This window comes from Bacillus sp. Bos-x628, from assembly GCF_040500475.1.
Lineage (GTDB): Bacteria > Bacillota > Bacilli > Bacillales > Bacillaceae > Bacillus > Bacillus maqinnsis.
This window is the reverse complement of record NZ_CP159358.1, coordinates 2,982,538-3,002,677: the sequence shown is the minus strand read 5'-3', so window position 1 is coordinate 3,002,677 and position 20,140 is coordinate 2,982,538. Positions and strand designations below refer to the sequence as shown.

Here is a 20,140-nt window from a genome sequence, read left to right as displayed (position 1 = left end):
TTTATCTATCCTAACATTATGTAAGAATATATATGGTGGAGGATGACGGGCTCGAACCGCCGACCCTCTGCTTGTAAGGCAGATGCTCTCCCAGCTGAGCTAATCCTCCCCTATGTAGGAATCTCTCAATCCGACAAAGATTATTATATACAGGTTTAGCTTATTTGTAAAGGCTATATCAAAAAAATTTTATTTCATCTTTCATTAAGCCTTTCTTTTAACAAGCCATATATTACTTCTCTGTAAAAGCAGTTATAAATTAAGTCATCTAAAGCTATACTATTTCCTAATCATTCTCTATGTAAACGGCATATTCCTTTTATAAATATCAGAAAACAATTATTTTTACTAGGATGTGATTCTATAAACTCATTCAAAGGGGCGGATTTTGTTTGTCTTTGGATGGATTTTAAAAGCTTGGCTATACTTCTTTATCGAAATAAAAAATAGACATGGATCGCCTCCTGTATTCTTCATGCTTTAATCTTCAACCGTCTCTATTTTTTATTTAATATTATGAGAATTTCATTTTAGTAGATTGATATTAACTAGGAGTTTAATATCAACTCGTCAAACAAACTCTCTACGATCTCTCACAAGTTTTAAATATTGATGTGTATATGTATAAAACAACTACATTTAGATTGAATTCAACAAGTATATCAGCGCTTCCTCTTTCATTCAATACAAAAAAAGACCAGCTCCAAATGAAACTGGTCTTTAGACAGCTTGGCGGCGTCCTACTCTCACAGGGGGGAGACCCCCAACTACCATCGGCGCTGAAGAGCTTAACTTCCGTGTTCGGTATGGGAACGGGTGTGACCTCTTCGCTATCGCCACCAAACCTGATGGAGAGAATGTTTTCTCAAAACTAGATAACAATGTTCATGCTTCACATTAGAATATAGGTTAAGTCCTCGATCGATTAGTATCTGTCAGCTCCACGTGTCACCACGCTTCCACCTCAGACCTATCAACCTGATCATCTTTCAGGGATCTTACTTCCTTGCGGAATGGGAAATCTCATCTTGAGGGGGGCTTCATGCTTAGATGCTTTCAGCACTTATCCCGTCCGCACATAGCTACCCAGCGATGCCCTTGGCAGAACAACTGGTACACCAGCGGTGCGTCCATCCCGGTCCTCTCGTACTAAGGACAGCTCCTCTCAAATTTCCTGCGCCCGCGACGGATAGGGACCGAACTGTCTCACGACGTTCTGAACCCAGCTCGCGTACCGCTTTAATGGGCGAACAGCCCAACCCTTGGGACCGACTACAGCCCCAGGATGCGATGAGCCGACATCGAGGTGCCAAACCTCCCCGTCGATGTGGACTCTTGGGGGAGATAAGCCTGTTATCCCCGGGGTAGCTTTTATCCGTTGAGCGATGGCCCTTCCATGCGGAACCACCGGATCACTAAGCCCGACTTTCGTCCCTGCTCGACTTGTAGGTCTCGCAGTCAAGCTCCCTTGTGCCTTTACACTCTGCGAATGATTTCCAACCATTCTGAGGGAACCTTTGGGCGCCTCCGTTACATTTTAGGAGGCGACCGCCCCAGTCAAACTGCCCACCTGACACTGTCTCCCTGCCCGTTAAGGGCAGCGGGTTAGAAGGTCAATACAGCCAGGGTAGTATCCCACCGATGCCTCCACCGAAGCTGGCGCTCCGGTTTCCAAGGCTCCTACCTATCCTGTACAAGCTGTACCAACATTCAATATCAGGCTGCAGTAAAGCTCCACGGGGTCTTTCCGTCCTGTCGCGGGTAACCTGCATCTTCACAGGTACTATAATTTCACCGAGTCTCTCGTTGAGACAGTGCCCAGATCGTTGCGCCTTTCGTGCGGGTCGGAACTTACCCGACAAGGAATTTCGCTACCTTAGGACCGTTATAGTTACGGCCGCCGTTTACTGGGGCTTCAATTCGCACCTTCGCTTACGCTAAGCGCTCCTCTTAACCTTCCAGCACCGGGCAGGCGTCAGCCCCTATACTTCGCCTTACGGCTTCGCAGAGACCTGTGTTTTTGCTAAACAGTCGCCTGGGCCTATTCACTGCGGCTTCTCGGGGCTTTAACACCCTAAGAAGCACCCCTTCTCCCGAAGTTACGGGGTCATTTTGCCGAGTTCCTTAACGAGAGTTCTCTCGATCACCTTAGGATTCTCTCCTCGCCTACCTGTGTCGGTTTGCGGTACGGGCACCTCTCACCTCGCTAGAGGCTTTTCTTGGCAGTGTGGAATCAGGAACTTCGCTACTAAATTTCGCTCGCCATCACAGCTCAGCCTTTTCGGGAAACGGATTTGCCTATTTCCCAGCCTAACTGCTTGGACGCGGATATCCATTACCGCGCTTACCCTATCCTCCTGCGTCCCCCCATTGCTCAAATGGTGAGGAGGTGGTACAGGAATATCAACCTGTTGTCCATCGCCTACGCCTTTCGGCCTCGGCTTAGGTCCCGACTGACCCTGAGCGGACGAGCCTTCCTCAGGAAACCTTAGGCATTCGGTGGACGGGATTCTCACCCGTCTTTCGCTACTCATACCGGCATTCTCACTTCTAAGCGCTCCACCAGTCCTTCCGGTCTGGCTTCTCTGCCCTTAGAACGCTCTCCTACCACTGTTCGTTAGAACAGTCCGCAGCTTCGGTGATACGTTTAGCCCCGGTACATTTTCGGCGCAGAGTCACTCGACCAGTGAGCTATTACGCACTCTTTAAATGGTGGCTGCTTCTAAGCCAACATCCTGGTTGTCTAAGCAACTCCACATCCTTTTCCACTTAACGTATACTTTGGGACCTTAGCTGGCGGTCTGGGCTGTTTCCCTTTCGACTACGGATCTTATCACTCGCAGTCTGACTCCCAAGGATAAGTCATCGGCATTCGGAGTTTGACTGAATTCGGTAACCCGGTAGGGGCCCCTAGTCCAATCAGTGCTCTACCTCCGAGACTCTTACCTTGAGGCTAGCCCTAAAGCTATTTCGGAGAGAACCAGCTATCTCCAGGTTCGATTGGCATTTCACCCCTACCCACACCTCATCCCCGCACTTTTCAACGTGCGTGGGTTCGGGCCTCCATTCAGTGTTACCTGAACTTCACCCTGGACATGGGTAGATCACCTGGTTTCGGGTCTACGACCACGTACTCTTGCGCCCTATTCAGACTCGCTTTCGCTGCGGCTCCGCATCTTCTGCTTAACCTTGCACGGGATCGTAACTCGCCGGTTCATTCTACAAAAGGCACGCCATCACCCGTTAACGGGCTCTGACTACTTGTAGGCACACGGTTTCAGGATCTATTTCACTCCCCTTCCGGGGTGCTTTTCACCTTTCCCTCACGGTACTGGTTCACTATCGGTCACTAGGGAGTATTTAGCCTTGGGAGATGGTCCTCCCGGATTCCGACGGAATTTCACGTGTTCCGCCGTACTCAGGATCCACTCTGGAGAGAATGACATTTCAGTTACAGGGCTGTTACCTTCTCTGGCGGGCCTTTCCAGACCTCTTCGCTTATATCATTCCTTTGTAACTCCGTATAGAGTGTCCTACAACCCCAAGAGGCAAGCCTCTTGGTTTGGGCTGTTCCCGTTTCGCTCGCCGCTACTTAGGGAATCGCATTTGCTTTCTCTTCCTCCGGGTACTTAGATGTTTCAGTTCCCCGGGTATGCCTTCTCATACTCTATGTATTCAAGTATGGATACTACTCCATTACGAGCAGTGGGTTTCCCCATTCGGAAATCTCCGGATCAATGCTTGCTTACAGCTCCCCGAAGCATATCGGTGTTCGTCCCGTCCTTCATCGGCTCCTAGTGCCAAGGCATCCACCGTGCGCCCTTTCTAACTTAACCATTTCTTACTTTAGAAAGAATCACTTTGTGTGATACACTTTGCATTCAATGTGAATGTATTACTTATTGTTATCTAGTTTTCAAAGAACAATTCTGTCTCGCTAGAGACATGCTTTGAAGGAATAATCCTTCAAAACTAAACAAGACCAAAACGCATACTGCTCCATATATCCTTAGAAAGGAGGTGATCCAGCCGCACCTTCCGATACGGCTACCTTGTTACGACTTCACCCCAATCATCTGCCCCACCTTCGGCGGCTGGCTCCATAAAGGTTACCTCACCGACTTCGGGTGTTGCAAACTCTCGTGGTGTGACGGGCGGTGTGTACAAGGCCCGGGAACGTATTCACCGCGGCATGCTGATCCGCGATTACTAGCGATTCCAGCTTCACGCAGTCGAGTTGCAGACTGCGATCCGAACTGAGAACAGATTTGTGGGATTCGCTCAACCTTGCGGTCTCGCAGCCCTTTGTTCTGTCCATTGTAGCACGTGTGTAGCCCAGGTCATAAGGGGCATGATGATTTGACGTCATCCCCACCTTCCTCCGGTTTGTCACCGGCAGTCACCTTAGAGTGCCCAACTGAATGCTGGCAACTAAGATCAAGGGTTGCGCTCGTTGCGGGACTTAACCCAACATCTCACGACACGAGCTGACGACAACCATGCACCACCTGTCTCTCTGTCCCCGAAGGGAAAGCCCTATCTCTAGGGTTGTCAGAGGATGTCAAGACCTGGTAAGGTTCTTCGCGTTGCTTCGAATTAAACCACATGCTCCACCGCTTGTGCGGGCCCCCGTCAATTCCTTTGAGTTTCAGTCTTGCGACCGTACTCCCCAGGCGGAGTGCTTAATGCGTTAGCTGCAGCACTAAGGGGCGGAAACCCCCTAACACTTAGCACTCATCGTTTACGGCGTGGACTACCAGGGTATCTAATCCTGTTCGCTCCCCACGCTTTCGCTCCTCAGCGTCAGTTACAGACCAGAGAGTCGCCTTCGCCACTGGTGTTCCTCCACATCTCTACGCATTTCACCGCTACACGTGGAATTCCACTCTCCTCTTCTGCACTCAAGTTCCCCAGTTTCCAATGACCTTCCCCGGTTGAGCCGGGGGCTTTCACATCAGACTTAAGAAACCGCCTGCGAGCCCTTTACGCCCAATAATTCCGGACAACGCTTGCCACCTACGTATTACCGCGGCTGCTGGCACGTAGTTAGCCGTGGCTTTCTGGTTAGGTACCGTCATGGTACGAGCAGTGACTCTCGTACTTGTTCTTCCCTAACAACAGAGCTTTACGATCCGAAAACCTTCTTCACTCACGCGGCGTTGCTCCGTCAGACTTTCGTCCATTGCGGAAGATTCCCTACTGCTGCCTCCCGTAGGAGTCTGGGCCGTGTCTCAGTCCCAGTGTGGCCGATCACCCTCTCAGGTCGGCTACGCATCGTCGCCTTGGTGAGCCATTACCTCACCAACTAGCTAATGCGCCGCGGGTCCATCTGTAAGTGACAGCCGAAACCGTCTTTCATCCTTGAACCATGCGGTTCAAGGAATTATCCGGTATTAGCTCCGGTTTCCCGGAGTTATCCCAGTCTTACAGGCAGGTTACCCACGTGTTACTCACCCGTCCGCCGCTAACTTCCAGGAGCAAGCTCCCTTCTGTCCGCTCGACTTGCATGTATTAGGCACGCCGCCAGCGTTCGTCCTGAGCCAGGATCAAACTCTCCGAAGTATGCAGGATGCATATCACACATGCGTTGCTACACAATGTAACTTAGCATGTGATCATTCTCCTGCCTCGTCAGTTTGACTGACTACCTATGATGTATCATAGGATTTTTTATCAAATCTCGAATGAACAGGTACGTTTTGTCTTGTTTAGTTTTCAAAGATCATTTCATTATCGCTCATAGGCGACTCTATTAATATAACATTCTATCAAGAATAAGTCAACAACTTTTTTCTTAACATTTTTTATCAACCGCTCTATTTCAGCGGCGAATACAAATATAACACCTTTCGAAAGAAGAGACAAGTATTTTTTCTAAATAATTTATTTTTTCTTATTTCTTCCTATTTAATAGGATAAGCGATTGTCAAGGGAATTTTCTATTGTTGATTATGAAGGTTTCTAGTATATTTATAATATATGATTGATGAACTAAATAACCGCAGGGGGAGCTTTGTGCTGAGAGTGAACGATTCGTTGTTCTGACCCTTTGAACCTGTCAGTTAATACTGAAGTAGGAATGTGGAGTCATTTGAATACATGTTATCTATCCATTATGTTCAACCCGATCTATTCTTCTATGACCAACATACTCATCCTTACATGGTCTCTCCTTGCTCAATTTATGAAAAAGGAGATTCTTTTGTATGAAACAATCAAACCAATTAGTACGTCTTATGGAAATAGCAATTATGACTTCACTTGCACTTGTATTAGATTACTTGTCCGGTCTCTTTTTAAGAATGCCGAATGGAGGGTCAATTGCTCTCATTATGATTCCGGTTATTCTGATGTCTATCAGGTGGGGAGTGTCTACTGGATTTATCATTGGTGTATTAATTGCTGGACTGCAGCTTATGAATAACCCCATTATTGCAACGCCCGTACAGGGATTTTTAGATTATTTCGTAGCATCTGTTGTCATTTGTCTGAGCGGCATATTTTCAGGTTCGATCAAAAAAGCGATTCAGGAGAAGAGTCGAAAAAAACAATTCTTCTATATTACACTATCTGTTTTTGTTGCTAGTTTTTTCAGACTGCTGACGTTCTTTATTTCTGGGATCGTTTTCTTTTCGCAAAATGCACCAAAAGGAATGGCAGGTTGGGTTTATTCTTTAATCTATAACGGTACATATATGATTCCTTCCTTTATCATTTGTAGTATCATCCTTTGTTTACTCATCCCTAGTGCATCTCGATTGGTTTTTCCTCTTCAAAAATAATCAGCTGATTTCAGCTGTTTTTTATGCATAATTTTCTGCTCTATGGAATCTATTAGTAGTAGAAGATTTTATGTTGGAGGTACGACAATGAACCCTTACTCCATTATGCTTTGTTGCTATATTCTCAGTCTTGCCTATTTTTTGGCAGGTTTCTATGAAGCATTAAAAATATCAGGCTTAAAAGGAAAAGTAGAAGCTTTTCCTTTCATTTCTTATATTCTGCTTGCTACTCTTTTTACATTTTTCTCTCATTATTATTGGAAACTGACGATTTAATTCTTTGTAAATGTTCGTTTCATACAGACAGCTTCCATGCAAAGCCGATCTCATCATCATTATCAGCCAGTTCAAACTGCCTGGTAACGGCAAAAGCGGGTTGAATTTTTCATAAAATGGCTTCGCTGAATTCCGTTCAAACACCTAAAATAGCATCATACTCATGTACCCCTTTTACTCCTTTCGCTAAGAAAGCTATACCCGCTCCAAAATCTCTACTTTTGCTCTAGTAAATAAATAGCATAAAGTTCACCATCATATTCTGAATAACGCTTGTCACATTGTTCTCCAAAGGAGACAAAGCCAAATACCCCATCTTCAACTACAAATCCCCTCAAGTGATTCGTTTGTTTTACTCATTATGATAAAGTTGTATTACGTAAAATTCCTAGTGCTCATGATATTTTCAGCGGCGCCCTTGTGAGTCTCTCTTCATATGTCAAGAGAGATCGATCAATAGACATCTTCTTCTGATAGGTCCTATTGATCTTTATTTTTCTATTTTACTTTCGATTGTTGCTTTGTTTCACATTGCCTTTTCTAGAGATTCTCAATGATTTCTAACATATCAATACCGGAAGATGCTTTTAAGCTTTCTTGATGGCTAGACATGAAATTTGTTGCATAGCCTGTCACTTTATTGGCTCTGCTTCCTTCCACATTACCGCCTGTATGAACAACTGTCATTTTATCAATATTAGAAAGTCTTTGTTCCATTTAAGCCATACTCACCACTTTTGTAAAGGGTTCACTTTTCATCATGTTTCTTCAAAGGATTTCTTAGATAGATAAAGAATGATTGTCATGTACCAGTATGATAAAATTTAAAGTTGAGGTGATTGAAAATGAGTTTATTACATGAAGCAAGACAACAATTATGGCAAGAACTGCAAGGTTTGAATGAAGAAGCATTAAATCAAAAAATATCTGAAGATACTTGGAGTATTCAAGAGGTTGCAGATCATTTAAAGAAAATGGATCTTGTTGCGGCAAAGCATCTGGCAGCAGAAGGAAAGAAAGCGCCGATCAAAGAATATAAACCAAAGCCGGTAGAAATGGCTGAGGACCGATCAAAAAAAGCAACTGCCCCTAGTATTGTTGACCCTGAGCGTAAACATGTCACACCTGCTCAGTTAAAGGATGAGCTCGATACAGCACGCGAGCAATTGAATCAAATTTTATCGACTTTTACTGAAGAAGATTTCAAACGAGTGATCGCACATCCAGTGTTTGAAGAGTTATCACTTAAGCAATACATTGATTTTATTGGTGCTCACGAGAAACGCCATATTCATCAGATTAAAGAGATTAAACAACAATTATAAGACAAATAAAAAAGACTCCCTCACTCGTTGGGAGTCTTGAATTCGTTATACTGTTTTAGGCGTCAGGTTAAAGCAGCGTGCATAAATCCAGTTATACGCTTTTTCGTTTAGATCTCTTGGATTTCCAACTGTTTGCGGATCTTTCATCGCTTCTTTTGATAAACGGTCAATCATATCTTTAGATACACCTTGTTCTTCTAATGAAGGAATTTCTAAATCCTCTACTAGATCATACATCCAGTTAACTGCCGCTTTTGCCGCTTCTTCTGTTGACATGCTACTCGTATTAATCCCAAACGCTTGTGCAATTCGGGCGAATTTTTCCGGGTATCCTTTCCAGTTATATTCCATCACTGGTCCCATCATCGCTGCTACACACTGACCATGCGCTACAGGAATAATGCCTCCGAGTGTTTGACTCATCGCATGGGCTGCACCAGCTGATTCACTACCATAAGAAAGTCCTGCAAGCATCGCTGCTTGAGCCATTCCATATCTTGCTTCTAAATCCTCACCATCCGCAAAGGCACGACGAATATAATGAGCAGCATATTCAATTGCCATGAGCGCCACCGCATCCGTAATGGGCTGAGCAAACTTCATTGTATAGCATTCGATTGCGTGCGCAAGTGCATCAATTCCAGTCATTGCCGTCACATGAGGCGGCATCGATACGTGAAGCTCCGGATCAATTACAGTTAAGTGGGCAGCAATCAGCGGTCCGCCTGTATTAAATTTGAATTCTCTTTCTTCATCTGTGATCACGGCCCACTGCGTGACCTCTGAACCAGTACCAGCAGTTGTCGGAATCGTTGTTAGAGGAGGGATTCTATTTTCTAGCGGTTTTTTCCCCTCCGCTGCTTCGTAATCAAGCACTGAGCCTTCATGTGTCACTTCAACGCCGATGGCTTTCGCTGTGTCCATGGAGCTTCCACCGCCTACTGCAACTAAGCCATTACAGCTTTCTTTTTCATATAAAGCTGAGCCTTCATTCACAAGTCTTACTGGCGGGTTTGGTTCTACTTTGTCAAAAAGCACGACATTAATTTTCGCTTCTTTTAAAGATTTAATGACTGGATCTACAACACCAGCCTGATGAATGCCAGGGTCTGTTACAAGTAATACCTTTGAGACGCCGTATGCTTTCACTTCTTCTCCAACATGTTTCACCGCACCAATGCCATGCTTGATGACAGTCGGGATTTCAAATGTATGGAACTTTTGCATGCTTTCAATTTTCATATTTAATGTCATATTGAATCTCCTCCAAATGAGTGATATTTATTTAAACCAATGAACTGCTTCAGGTTTTGTATTTCTATATAAATGCTTCAATTCTGTATACTCTTCAAGTCCCGTTCGTCCTAACTCGCGCCCAAGGCCAGATTGTTTGTAACCTCCCCAAGGTGCTTGAGCAAAATATGGATGGAAGTCATTGATCCATACAGTTCCTAATCTTAATTGGCGAGCCACTCTTTCTGCTTTCCCAATATCTGCAGACCAAACAGCCCCTGCTAAACCATATATCGTATCATTTGCCAGTTGGACAGCTTCTTCTTCTGAACGGAAGGATTCCACAGTTAGCACTGGTCCAAAGATCTCTTCTTGTACAATCCGCATATCTGACATGCAGCCAGAGAAAATGGTTGGCAAGTAGAAGAAACCATTTTGAAGCTCCTCTGCTTCAGGACGTTTTCCGCCTGTTTCTAATGTTGCGCCTTCTTCTAGACCGATGCTGACGTATTTTTCTACTTTTTCTCGATGCTCAGCTGAGATAAGCGGCCCGCTCTGCGTTCCTTCATCAAAGCCGTTGCCTAGCTTGATGTTTTTCGTCCGCTTCACCAGTTCTTCTAAAAATTCATCATGAATGGACTCTTCCACTAATAATCGTGAACCCGCTGAACAAATCTGCCCCGCATGGAAAAACACAGCATTCATTGCCTGGTCAACCGCTACGTCTAAATCAGCATCTCGAAACACAATATTCGGATTTTTCCCGCCGAGCTCAAGGGCAATTTTTTTCACATTCCCGCTTGCTCCTTGCATGATTTTCTTACCTGTTTCAATACCACCTGTAAAGGAGATCAAGTCCACTTGATCGTTTACAGCAAGCTCATCTCCAACAGTTGCACCAGGTCCAAGTACAAGGTTTGCTACACCCCTTGGGACACCCGCCTCTTCCATTAATTTAAATATTTTGATAGTCGTTAATGGTGTAAGTTCACTCGGCTTTAAGACAATCGTATTTCCCGCCGCAAGTGCAGGAGCGATTTTCCAGCTTGCCTGTAGTAATGGATAATTCCAAGGTGTAATTTGACCGCATACCCCAACAGGCTCTCTGACTAGTTCACTTTTTGAGTTCGGAATTGGCGATGCAATGATTTCCCCGCCATCTTTGTCAGCAAGTCCTGCGTAATATTGGAACACGTTCGCAATATCGACCATATCCGCTTTGCTTTCTTCTAATGTTTTGCCTGTATCAAGTGATTCTAATTTTGCTAATTCAGCAAGGTCACGTCTAATGAATTCGGCTATTTTGAATACGATGTTTCCTCTTTCGAGCCCCGGCAAATTTGCCCAATCACCTTGATCAAAGGCTTTTCTCGCTGCTTTAATGGCAAGCTGCGCATCACTTCTTGATCCTTCGCTGACTGTGGCAATCACTTCTTGATTAAAAGGATTGATGATATCCCGTGTTTCGCCACTTTTAGCGGCAACCCATTGTCCATCTATAAAAAGTGTTTGACTCATAGAAGGAACCTCCTCTGAATTTATCTTGAGTAAGTTTGTTAAATAAAAATTTAATGTTTTGAACATAATTAACTTAACATGTTCAAATTTTTCTGTCAAAGGGAGATATGTTTCATTTTTTTTTTGACATTTTGCATTCTTTCGTTAACATATAGTTCATAATGATTTTTTTGAACGTATTGAATTCTCTTAATAGAAAGCAGGGACAAGATGAAAAATCAGGAAAAGCAACAAGCAGAGGAAAGTATTTTAGCTGCTAAAGATCTAGTCATTGATTCCATCGCTGAAACCATGGATCTCTACGGCATTACAAGAAGTGCGGGCATATTATATGGGACCATGTATTTAAATGAGGAAATGACGCTTGATGAAATGCGCGAAGAGTTACAAATGAGTAAGCCAAGTATGAGTACAGGCGTTAAAAAGCTGCAAGATATGAATATCGTCAAAAAGACCTTCCATCGAGGAAGAAGAAAACATAGCTTTGTCGCTGAAAAGGATTTTTTTAAGTTTTTCATGAACTTCTTCCCTCAAAAATGGGAACGCGAAGTAGTGGTCAATCTAGCGGCAATAGAAGAGGCACAAAAACGCCTTCAAGATGTGGTGAATCATCAACAGGTTGATGAATCGATCAAAGAAGAGGCGCAACGGCTATTGGAACAGCTTGAAAACTCAAAAGCATATTATGACTGGCTCAGACGATTAGCTCAATCTGTTCATTCTGGAGAAATTTTTCAATATATCCCGATTAATCAGCAAGAAAAATAGACTTCAGCTTTACATTTTACAGCTTGAATTTCACAAGAGGATTGATTATAATTAAATATGTCGTAAGACCTCGGGGCATTAGCTCAGCTGGGAGAGCGCTACACTGGCAGTGTAGAGGTCAGCGGTTCGAGCCCGCTATGCTCCATACACCGGTTTAACGGCGGTATATCAACGTTTGCTTAACGGTGACTTAAGCGTTGACTTAACGTAGTGTACCGCTCCTATATCGCGCAGTGTAGCGCACCGGTAAATCGATCGTCTTCTATACGAATAGGAGGCGATTTTTTAATGCATTCAGAACGACGGAAAGGTAAGCGCGTTAAGGCGGAGAGGGCGATAACTAAAACAACGCGCGGAAAAACGTATTCAATCTCGGTTATCTGCGAAAAAATATGCGAGGCCAAGCGCGCGGAAAATAGAGCACCGGAAACTATCGACCGGTATCGCAGAGCTTGTCGTTACTTATTAGAATACGCACGGATGATCGGACTGGACGATGACGTTCGAGATATTGACGTTGACTTTGCACGCGGCTTTGTTGCGTATTTGCTACACGAACGGGTTAAATTCGACGGCCATAAGTTCAAAAAAGACGAACACAAAACGCCCGGCATGTCGCCGAAGTCCGTAAACGATTATATAAAAACACTACGGACACTCTTTCGGTTTGCTCAACGCGAAGGGTCGGTACTGTTAAATCCGTTTGACGACACGAAATTAGTCAATGATCCGGAAGAAATGGTAAATATACTATCGCCGGAAGAACTACGGAAACTTTTAAGCGCTCCTGATCAACGAACATTCGTCGGATTCCGCGACTATGTGATAATGACGTTCCTCATCGATTCAATGGCTCGAATCGGAGAAATTTTATCGTTAACGAAAGAAAACGTAGATTATGCGTCAGACACCGTTTATTTCAGCGCTTGGGACGTTAAGACCCGCCAAGGTAGATTCGTCCCTCTCGCAAGAAAAACGATGAATTTAATAAAAGAACTTATAGTAGAAAACGAAGATTTCAATAGTTCATTCGTATTTCTAAGTAACTACGGAGAACAATTACAGCCGAATCATTTTCGGAAACAGTTAAATAGATACGCAGAACAAGTCGGTATTGCTAAGCATGTACATCCGCATTTATTCCGACATACTGGCGCGACGATGTATTTAGAAAACGGCGGCGATATACGTCATTTACAGGCGATGCTTGGTCATCGAGACATGCGTATGGTTAAACGGTATACTCACTTATCTAAAAGCTCTCTTAAAGAACAACATTCGAAGCATTCTCCGCTTGTTCAAATCACGGAAAAGTTAAATAAGGAACGTAAGACATTTCGGAAACGATAGGACGGCTTAACGGCCGTCTTTTTTAAGTCGTTTACCGAAATTTTCGGCAATTAAGTACGACCGCCTACTCCGCTTCAATAAACGCCTCAAACGACGCCATTTTAGCACGCATTTTACGACGTTTTACCTCGCTAGCCGCACGCTGGAATAAGATATACACGTAGTCATCAAAACGTCTAATTCGCTGTAATTTCGCCGCTAAAATCGTCTTATACCACGCATCAACGAATGGCTCCGGATCATGCTCGATCATTAGCGCAGGATCTACGGAAGCCTTAGCACGCAATAACAATCCGTAGTATTTATAAATATCGACTGCGTCAAAGTAGCGACTCATTGCGTTGTAGATTTCCGTTGGCAACGAGTTTTTTAGCACTTCAGCCGGAACAGCCACCGTATCTTTAACGTGCTTTTGATTAAGATTAATAGAATCCGATGGTTCATTTTCGATTTTTGGCGTCTGAACCGTTGGTACATCGGCATTTTCCGACTCCGCTCGACTGGACACTGTCGACTGGTCATCGGCGGTCAACGGTAAAATGACGATAATATTGGCGCCCTTGCCCCCGTTGATTTTCCGTGTTGTTGCGATCTTTTTGACGATGCCCAGTGCCACAAGTTTATTAAGTATTCGCCGAACCGTCTTGACCGACTTGCCGATTAGGTCCGCTAACGTTTCCGCCTTTAGATGCGCCGCACCTGCGAACTTAACCGCATAACGTGCGATTTGTTTAAGGGCGGCGCGAGCCGTATCGTTTAAATCGTATGAGTTGCGTTTGATGTGTTCGTAGACGGCCGTATTTAGGGCTTGCGTCGACGAGAACGTTTGGTGTTCCGCTAAGTAATGCATGTCGATACCTCCTTCCATCTAATTATCAATATAGTGATAATTAAATAATATTGATTAATTATCGATATGTCAATAAGTTGTTTACAAATTATCGATAAATCGATAGAATACAGATATCAAATGGTTAGGGGTGATTAAATGCGCCTGTACATCAAACTTGAGGAAATATTGAACAAGCGAGGAATAAAGAAGACAAAGTTTGCCGAAGAAATTGGCGTGCGGCATAATGTAATATCGGAACTCTGTGCCAATCAACGAAGTACTTTTAATCGGGAGCATATCGCAAAGGTTGCGGAGGGTTTGGGGATTACTGATATGAATGAATTACTCGAGGTCCGTGAGGAGCAGTAATTTGAATGGAAAGAGATAAAAAAAGCCCCATCCGGTTAAGGAAGGGGCTTAGTGCTAATTTGCTGCTCTAAAATCAGTTATCAGTTCCTGAAGTCTCTTTTCTGATTGATCGGCAGAGTCTCTGCGGTTAATAAGTACCTTTAGTATCGTCGCAATACCGAATAACACTCCCCCAATAACAATACCTCCGCCTATAGTTAATATAACGAGCATCCTCATAATATCAGCTCTTGCTTTGTCGGTTTCGTACATTGTTTCTGCGAAATCACTATCTAAGTTATCATAGTAAACTTTTTTGCTTGCTGACGCTTGGTCGACAACATCTTGGTCATATGTAGTTATTCCAAAAATAACTCCAGCAACTGCTACTAATATTCCTAAACACATTAAAACTTTATAGGTTGTAGATTCCATAGTAAGTTCCTCCCTTCCCTTTATATTACATTATACTTTGTTATTTATATCGACAGCAATACAATTATGTAAAACGGCTACCTACGCTTTTATACGTAAGTAACCGCCAAAAGTTCCACTTACTTCTTACCGACATCATCAAGCGCCTTTCTTTCGCGCGCCTTCTTCGTTATGTCGTTATTTTTCCAGTACGCCCATAGCGAAGTTGCCCCGAGGAACAGCAACGCAATAAAGTCGGACACCGCCGCTTCGTCTACCGGAATTGTCTGTACGCCAAACATCGTCAGCCCGCTATTGACGAGTGCCAACGCAAGTAAAATAAATCGAGTTACCGTTCCTGCAGTTATATTCGTTCTCATACGCTATACCCCGCTTTCTTTAATGCCGCCACTAATTTGGCGCGTGTTGCTGGTCCGTAAATACCATCGCTTGAAATACCGGACTGCGTCGACTGGAACCGCTTGACTGCGTTAGTCGTTTTCGGTCCGTAGATGCCGTCGATACCGTTATTCTTGGCGCTTTTGTCCGGATAAAAATAAACGGCAGCCAGTGCGTTTTGTAATTGAGTGACCGCCTTACCACTCGCTCCTTGACGGAGGACGCCAGTAGGCACCGTTATTTTTTTAGCCGGTGCTTTTGGTTTAGACGTCTTTACCGGCTTAGTCGCTGTGCCCGTTTTGACCGCGCCTTTTCCGAACGTATCTGTTCCGTATCCTTTATAGTTAAACTGTAGATGCGGTTTATCTACGAAAGTCTTCCAGTCACCGCCCCACTCAAACCCGAGTGCTTTCGCTTTGGCAACCGCCTTTTTAATATCCGGCGCACCGTAACCGTTCCATAACGTATCTTTACCTTTTACCGGCACGAAATCCAGCGCCTGCCCGACGAGGTGATAAGAACGCATCGTCTGCGAAGCCCCTTTCGCAACGTTCTGTCTTTGCTGCGCTTCAGTCCGAATAGTTTCGTAAATAAGAACGTCAATGTTCTCCGCGACAAGGTAGTCGTACCATTTAAGGGCTGCCGCTTTTGTGTTATCCGCCAACTTTGCGAGGTTTTCTCGGTTTCTCTTATCATAAGTTAGTGCCATATAACCGTCTCCTTTTCGTTTGTAATTAGAAATAATAACGGAACAGGACCGGCACTATCGCCAGCATTACCGGAACCGCAATCCCGATGAGCCAACGACGATCACCTTTAACCTGTTCGCGATAGTCACGTAGATCATCACGGGCAGAAGTAGCGATACGAAGTGCTTCTGTTGCCTTGTCGTCTGCCGTGTCCGCTTTCGTTAGAGCCGTTACCGCCAACTCCCGAAACTCCTCGAAGATGCGTGTTTGATGTTGTTGGGTTGCGATGATAGTGGCGATGTCGACCTGTATCTTCGCAATCTTTTCATTAAGTTCGTGCGTAGTCGGTTGAGTCACCGCAAGAACCTCCTTCCGCCCAAAATAAAAAGCCTACGATTCTTCGTAAGGCTCACCTGTGATTTCCTCATATTGTTCCGGTGTGATTTTCTTCATGACGACAGCCGTCGCAACTTGCTCCTTCGTCCAATCTCCGTCTGCATAAAACTTCTTGATGATTGCGTACCAGTTCATTAAACCGCCCCTTTCACCATTAACGTAAAAACCAATTCTGCGTGTTGCTGACGTAATAAATCGAGTTCGGTCGGCTGATAGTCCGCCTGCAGACCGTCTATATATTCTTGTGTTGCCGACTCATACCACTTCTCTTTCTCCGCATCGAACTTAGCAATATAAAGACCGTTCTGCGGCTGAACTGACGTATAACCTTTCGGAATTTCTTCCCCGTTTTCTACATCAACGAGAATTTCCTCGCCGGGCTGCCACACGAACTCTTCGTCATATTTATAAACCCATATCATATATAGCACCTCCTATGCTGACCTGAACCGGAATCCAAACGTAATAAATTCCGTAGGATTTGACGTATTAGAAGACGATTGAATGCAGACACGTCCGTCCGTACCGATATATGTTCGATGAAACTGCGGAACCCCTGGTGTACCTATGCTCGATGCAACACCGATACGATGAGTAGATTGAAGGGGGCGGTAACCAGCCGGTAAAGTAAACGCTGGGACGTCATTTCCAAGCGTGCCTCCGTAAATTGAGCCGATAATCTCAACGACACCAAATGCGTCTTTACTGTATCGCAACGTATGAGGAAACCCGTCAGGTGAAACGTACTGCTTCCACCCGTTTGATAAAGACGGAGTGATCCATGTGACATTTGCATCTGCATCAGTAAGCATTTGTTTCCAGCCTCGAAAGCCCTGTGCATGGAACGTGCCAATCCAAGTTAAATTGTCAAATGAGCGTGTGACAATGATTCTTTTGTAATTTACACCATCTTGACTATATGCGGTTTCTAAAACTTCGACGTAATAAAAACTTCCATCGTTTGATATTGGAGTATTTACAAGGTTCGCCCCCATATAAAACCCCGTAGATAGCGAGAAAATATCAGTACCGTTTGGCAACCTTGCGACTTTTCCATCGTTAGGCGTGAGTTTATAAAGCTGTGCGTTGTTCCAGTTGCTTTTCTCTGATTCTGTTACGTGAATCTTTTTGTTCTCAATGTGAGTATCTACGTACTCTTTAGATGCTTCAAGTGCTGCCGCTGCTTTATTTTCTGCGCCTGCTGGTGTTTCCTTTGCGTTCCATGCCGCTCGTTCTTCATTAGTTACGTGTTTTGCCGCATCGTTTGCATGCGTATTAACTTTCGCTTGTGCACCCGAAGGCGTCTCTTTGGCGTCCCACTCCGCTTTCTTTTGCGCCGTCACATGCACATCCGCATTATTTGCGTGAGCGTCTACCTTCGCTTGTGCGCCGGTCTTTGTCTCAACGTTGTCAAGATCCTCGAACTTAGCTTCGATCTCCGCAACGGTCGCCACCACATCGTCATACAGATCGTTAATTTGCTCCCGTAAAGTTTCAAAATCGTCGATGTAGTATTCCGCAACCGGTGCGATCTTTTGATCGATGAGCGATTGGTCGATAGTGAAGCCGAACTTGTGAATCGAAAGCGCTTGGCCGTTTGTATAATATAGAAGCAACTCGGCTTTTACAGCGCCATAGTGCCTAATCTCATCTGCGGTCAATACGTATTCCGCCAAACCCTCCGGCTTATTGACCAACGTAATGGACCGCACAAAGCGACTTCCATCCGCCATTGCGAGCACTAACTTACCGACAACAGCAGACAGCGGCAAAGGCACGCCATCTTTCGTGAGCTTAAAGGACAGGCGTGCTGTATTTATATCTTGCGTACTGAACTGTATGGCGGCATTGATAGGCCGCTTTGGTTGCGCATTGACGTCTAAAGACAAAGCGCCATCTTTTGATAACATCCGTTTTCCTCCCTTTAAGTAACGTTCGCGGTAGTAGTGATCGGGTCGACGCTGTTATCGTTATAGCTGTCGTCAAAACCCGCCCCCTTTACGTAGTTGCCGTAAGATGATATTTGCGAGCATGCATTCGTCAGATAAATCCCGTGTCTCATCGCTGTGCCGGTGATGTCGTTAAATGCGCACATAGATCGCGTTACACCCGACATAAAAAGGATTCCGTCATAGCCGTCGCTTTCGGTTGCTCGCGTGCCAACGTCAACTAACGTATTAAAAAAGACGCGCACTCTTCTCGATTCCCCTGATACGGAGATACCTGAAAAGCCCACGTCTTCCAAAATATTATTTGCGACCGTAACGTTATTGCATCCGCCCTCCTCAACTCTAATTCCGTTTCCTTTAACACTATGCAATACATTTGCAGTGACGGCTCCATAAGTGCTCCGAGTAATTAAAATACCGTGATGACCAATGCCGTCAAGGACGTTATTTGTGATTGAATAGTTGTAGACATCGGATACTTGGATGCCATGACGAGAAACTACGTTGTCGATGGTGTTATTTGCGATAGTCACGTCATCAATCGTTTGATAGCCTTTACGACCATATACCTGTATAGCGTGTTTCTTAGAGATGTTCGTGATTATATTAGCAGTAATCACGTGATGCTTCGTTTTATTTACTCGACCGGTCGGATTCCCACTGACGTCCTGCGTATACTGCGATTTGACATCCGGCAAAAGAATCCGTATTCCGGAAGCGCAGTTGTTTATTTTATTGCCGCTGATTAGTGTGTCATACCATTTATTGCCGCTGATTGCGTATTCTGTCGTGTCCTCAATGACGTTGTGTAGGATGCGAATGACCGAATACCAAGCCCCGTCTACGCTCGTATGAGAATCGACTGCGCGTGCCCAACCGCCAAGCTTACTTGACCGTCCGAAGTAATTACCGCGAATAATGATATTTCTAGTGACGGTTTGATCGTAAGCCCCGAAGGCTCCGAAATTACTTGAATCACGCATCAAGTCTATTTGAACCGCAGCCGAGAACCAGCGATCGCCTACGTAATCAGCATAGCCCTTGAATTTTACGTTTTCGACTAAGACGTTTTGATTTCCCGCACAGTCAAATGCGTGCCCGCCGCATACGTCAAGGATAGTGATATCCCGAATAATAATTCCGTCAGCATGCGCAAACCCGAAGACCGAGCATTGCTGTTTAATCACTGCACCGTTACTGTCGAATGTTCCTCCGCCCTCGATTATGAGATTTCCATGGCCGTTATAGCCACTGAAATTGTCCGTTTCTAGTCCGTTAACTAGCATTGTGCCGACAAAGTTACGTTTGATAACTGCGCCAGCTTGAACAATAAGGCGTGTGTTTCGGAAGATTCGAAGCGTTCGCGTTTGTGTGTAATTACCTGGCGGAACCACAAGCGTAATTGGCGTAGACTTTGAAAGGTCCAGCGCCGCTTGCATTGCATCGTCAAAATTTCCGTATTTCTCTAAGAATGGGCGCAACGAAACAAAAACGGCCATGTCTTCGATCTTTTTCGTTAATTTGGCGAAATCGTAATCGAAGCGATCTTTAGCCGTCGGATGCGTTGATGCGTCAAGTGCCACCCGAAGATCAACGACTTCCTTGACGTCCTCGCCATCGTGGTTGACTACGAGATTTGCAAAGCGCGCACTCAAGTTGTTTAGCCGATTACCAACGTCAAATAGTCCGTGCTGTATTTGCTCGGACTTGTGTGCGGGCGATGCGTTTTTATGGGCGTTTAGCTCGGCGGTCGCTTTTGTAAATCCTTGCTCGATGTTATCGAAGTTATCGTTTAGGTTATTTCGCGCAATACGATCCCACGCCGATGCTATCCGCTTTAAAAATACGTTAGCCATTTAGT

The 20,140-nt window shown here is 44.8% G+C and carries 17 protein-coding genes, 2 tRNA genes, 3 rRNA genes, 1 pseudogene and 1 riboswitch; of the genes and pseudogenes, 7 read left to right on the top strand and 16 right to left on the bottom strand.

The genetic code is table 11. The features are described 5' to 3' along the window. Positions 1-33 precede the first annotated feature (33 nt). From ABVJ71_RS15560 to ABVJ71_RS15545, 4 genes are all read right to left on the bottom strand, one after another. Positions 34-109 (bottom strand) — tRNA-Val (locus ABVJ71_RS15560). Between the two features lie 618 nt (positions 110-727). Beyond that, a 5S ribosomal RNA gene (gene rrf / locus ABVJ71_RS15555) occupies positions 728-844 on the bottom strand. A 61-nt stretch (positions 845-905) separates the two neighbouring features. After that, a 23S ribosomal RNA gene (locus tag ABVJ71_RS15550) occupies positions 906-3,836 on the bottom strand. Between the two features lie 177 nt (positions 3,837-4,013). Continuing rightward, a 16S ribosomal RNA gene (locus ABVJ71_RS15545) occupies positions 4,014-5,562 on the bottom strand. Together the 16S, 23S and 5S rRNA genes form the textbook arrangement of a ribosomal RNA operon. Positions 5,563-5,994: 432 nt before the next feature. Then, a riboswitch (TPP riboswitch) is annotated at positions 5,995-6,097 on the top strand. 109 nt (positions 6,098-6,206) lie between these two features. On the opposite strand from ABVJ71_RS15545, the gene thiT reads away from it, so the two are divergent. Next, positions 6,207-6,782, top strand: a complete 576-nt coding sequence (thiT, locus tag ABVJ71_RS15540) for an energy-coupled thiamine transporter ThiT (RefSeq protein WP_353854831.1) — start codon at positions 6,207-6,209, stop codon at positions 6,780-6,782. Positions 6,783-6,824: 42 nt separating this feature from the next. Next, a complete protein-coding gene (locus tag ABVJ71_RS15535) occupies positions 6,825-7,058 on the top strand; it encodes a hypothetical protein (RefSeq protein WP_353854830.1) in 234 nt (77 codons plus the stop codon). A 503-nt stretch (positions 7,059-7,561) separates the two neighbouring features. On the opposite strand, the pseudogene ABVJ71_RS15530 reads toward ABVJ71_RS15535, so the two are convergent. Beyond that, a pseudogene (locus tag ABVJ71_RS15530) lies at positions 7,562-7,763 on the bottom strand (flotillin family protein); the annotation flags it as partial. 140 nt (positions 7,764-7,903) lie between these two features. Between ABVJ71_RS15530 and ABVJ71_RS15525 the strand changes: the two are divergent. After that, positions 7,904-8,383, top strand: coding sequence for a DinB family protein (locus tag ABVJ71_RS15525; protein ID WP_353854829.1), 480 nt, complete (start codon positions 7,904-7,906; stop codon positions 8,381-8,383). A 45-nt stretch (positions 8,384-8,428) separates the two neighbouring features. Here the strand turns inward: ABVJ71_RS15525 and ABVJ71_RS15520 are convergent, their stop codons facing one another. Then, positions 8,429-9,637, bottom strand: a complete 1,209-nt coding sequence (locus ABVJ71_RS15520; RefSeq protein ID WP_353854828.1) for an iron-containing alcohol dehydrogenase — start codon at positions 9,635-9,637, stop codon at positions 8,429-8,431. Between the two features lie 27 nt (positions 9,638-9,664). Continuing rightward, positions 9,665-11,134 carry a betaine-aldehyde dehydrogenase gene (gene betB / locus ABVJ71_RS15515; protein WP_353854827.1) on the bottom strand — a complete coding sequence of 490 codons (1,470 nt, stop codon included), beginning with the start codon at positions 11,132-11,134 and terminating at the stop codon, positions 9,665-9,667. Positions 11,135-11,344: 210 nt separating this feature from the next. Here betB and ABVJ71_RS15510 point away from each other — a divergent pair, with 210 nt between their 5' ends. From ABVJ71_RS15510 to ABVJ71_RS15500, 3 genes are all read left to right on the top strand, one after another. Then, positions 11,345-11,902, top strand: coding sequence for a GbsR/MarR family transcriptional regulator (locus ABVJ71_RS15510; protein WP_353854826.1), 558 nt, complete (start codon positions 11,345-11,347; stop codon positions 11,900-11,902). Positions 11,903-11,974: 72 nt separating this feature from the next. Then, positions 11,975-12,047 (top strand) — tRNA-Ala (locus ABVJ71_RS15505). A gap of 143 nt (positions 12,048-12,190) precedes the next feature. After that, positions 12,191-13,252 carry a tyrosine-type recombinase/integrase gene (locus ABVJ71_RS15500; protein ID WP_353854825.1) on the top strand — a complete coding sequence of 354 codons (1,062 nt, stop codon included), beginning with the start codon at positions 12,191-12,193 and terminating at the stop codon, positions 13,250-13,252. 64 nt (positions 13,253-13,316) lie between these two features. On the opposite strand, the gene ABVJ71_RS15495 is transcribed toward ABVJ71_RS15500, so the two are convergent. Beyond that, on the bottom strand, positions 13,317-14,102 hold the full coding sequence (locus ABVJ71_RS15495) for a helix-turn-helix domain-containing protein (RefSeq protein ID WP_353854824.1): 786 nt from the start codon (positions 14,100-14,102) through the stop codon (positions 13,317-13,319). A gap of 138 nt (positions 14,103-14,240) precedes the next feature. Between ABVJ71_RS15495 and ABVJ71_RS15490 the strand changes: the two genes are divergently transcribed. Next, positions 14,241-14,453, top strand: a complete 213-nt coding sequence (locus ABVJ71_RS15490) for a helix-turn-helix transcriptional regulator (protein WP_353854823.1) — start codon at positions 14,241-14,243, stop codon at positions 14,451-14,453. Between the two features lie 54 nt (positions 14,454-14,507). Here the strand turns inward: ABVJ71_RS15490 and ABVJ71_RS15485 are convergent, their stop codons facing one another. The 8 genes from ABVJ71_RS15485 to ABVJ71_RS15450 form a co-directional block, all read right to left on the bottom strand. Next, on the bottom strand, positions 14,508-14,867 hold the full coding sequence (locus ABVJ71_RS15485) for a hypothetical protein (RefSeq protein WP_353854822.1): 360 nt from the start codon (positions 14,865-14,867) through the stop codon (positions 14,508-14,510). 119 nt (positions 14,868-14,986) lie between these two features. After that, the gene (locus ABVJ71_RS15480; RefSeq protein ID WP_353854821.1) at positions 14,987-15,226 is read right to left on the bottom strand and encodes a phage holin; all 240 of its coding nucleotides are present in this window, start codon (positions 15,224-15,226) and stop codon (positions 14,987-14,989) included. Next, the gene (locus ABVJ71_RS15475; RefSeq protein WP_353854820.1) at positions 15,223-15,954 is read right to left on the bottom strand and encodes a peptidoglycan-binding protein; all 732 of its coding nucleotides are present in this window, start codon (positions 15,952-15,954) and stop codon (positions 15,223-15,225) included. The genes ABVJ71_RS15480 and ABVJ71_RS15475 overlap by 4 nt, the downstream gene beginning before the upstream one ends. A gap of 25 nt (positions 15,955-15,979) precedes the next feature. Continuing rightward, positions 15,980-16,291: a hypothetical protein gene (locus ABVJ71_RS15470; protein ID WP_353854819.1), complete on the bottom strand. Its 312-nt coding sequence runs from the start codon at positions 16,289-16,291 to the stop codon at positions 15,980-15,982. 33 nt (positions 16,292-16,324) lie between these two features. Then, positions 16,325-16,465: an XkdX family protein gene (locus tag ABVJ71_RS15465; RefSeq protein ID WP_353854818.1), complete on the bottom strand. Its 141-nt coding sequence runs from the start codon at positions 16,463-16,465 to the stop codon at positions 16,325-16,327. Continuing rightward, positions 16,465-16,752, bottom strand: coding sequence for a hypothetical protein (locus tag ABVJ71_RS15460; RefSeq protein WP_353854817.1), 288 nt, complete (start codon positions 16,750-16,752; stop codon positions 16,465-16,467). The genes ABVJ71_RS15465 and ABVJ71_RS15460 overlap by 1 nt, the downstream gene beginning before the upstream one ends. Positions 16,753-16,764: 12 nt before the next feature. Next, positions 16,765-18,240: a phage baseplate upper protein gene (locus ABVJ71_RS15455; RefSeq protein ID WP_353854816.1), complete on the bottom strand. Its 1,476-nt coding sequence runs from the start codon at positions 18,238-18,240 to the stop codon at positions 16,765-16,767. A gap of 14 nt (positions 18,241-18,254) precedes the next feature. Beyond that, a complete protein-coding gene (locus tag ABVJ71_RS15450; protein WP_353854815.1) occupies positions 18,255-20,135 on the bottom strand; it encodes a right-handed parallel beta-helix repeat-containing protein in 1,881 nt (626 codons plus the stop codon). Between the last annotated feature and the right edge of the window lie 5 nt (positions 20,136-20,140).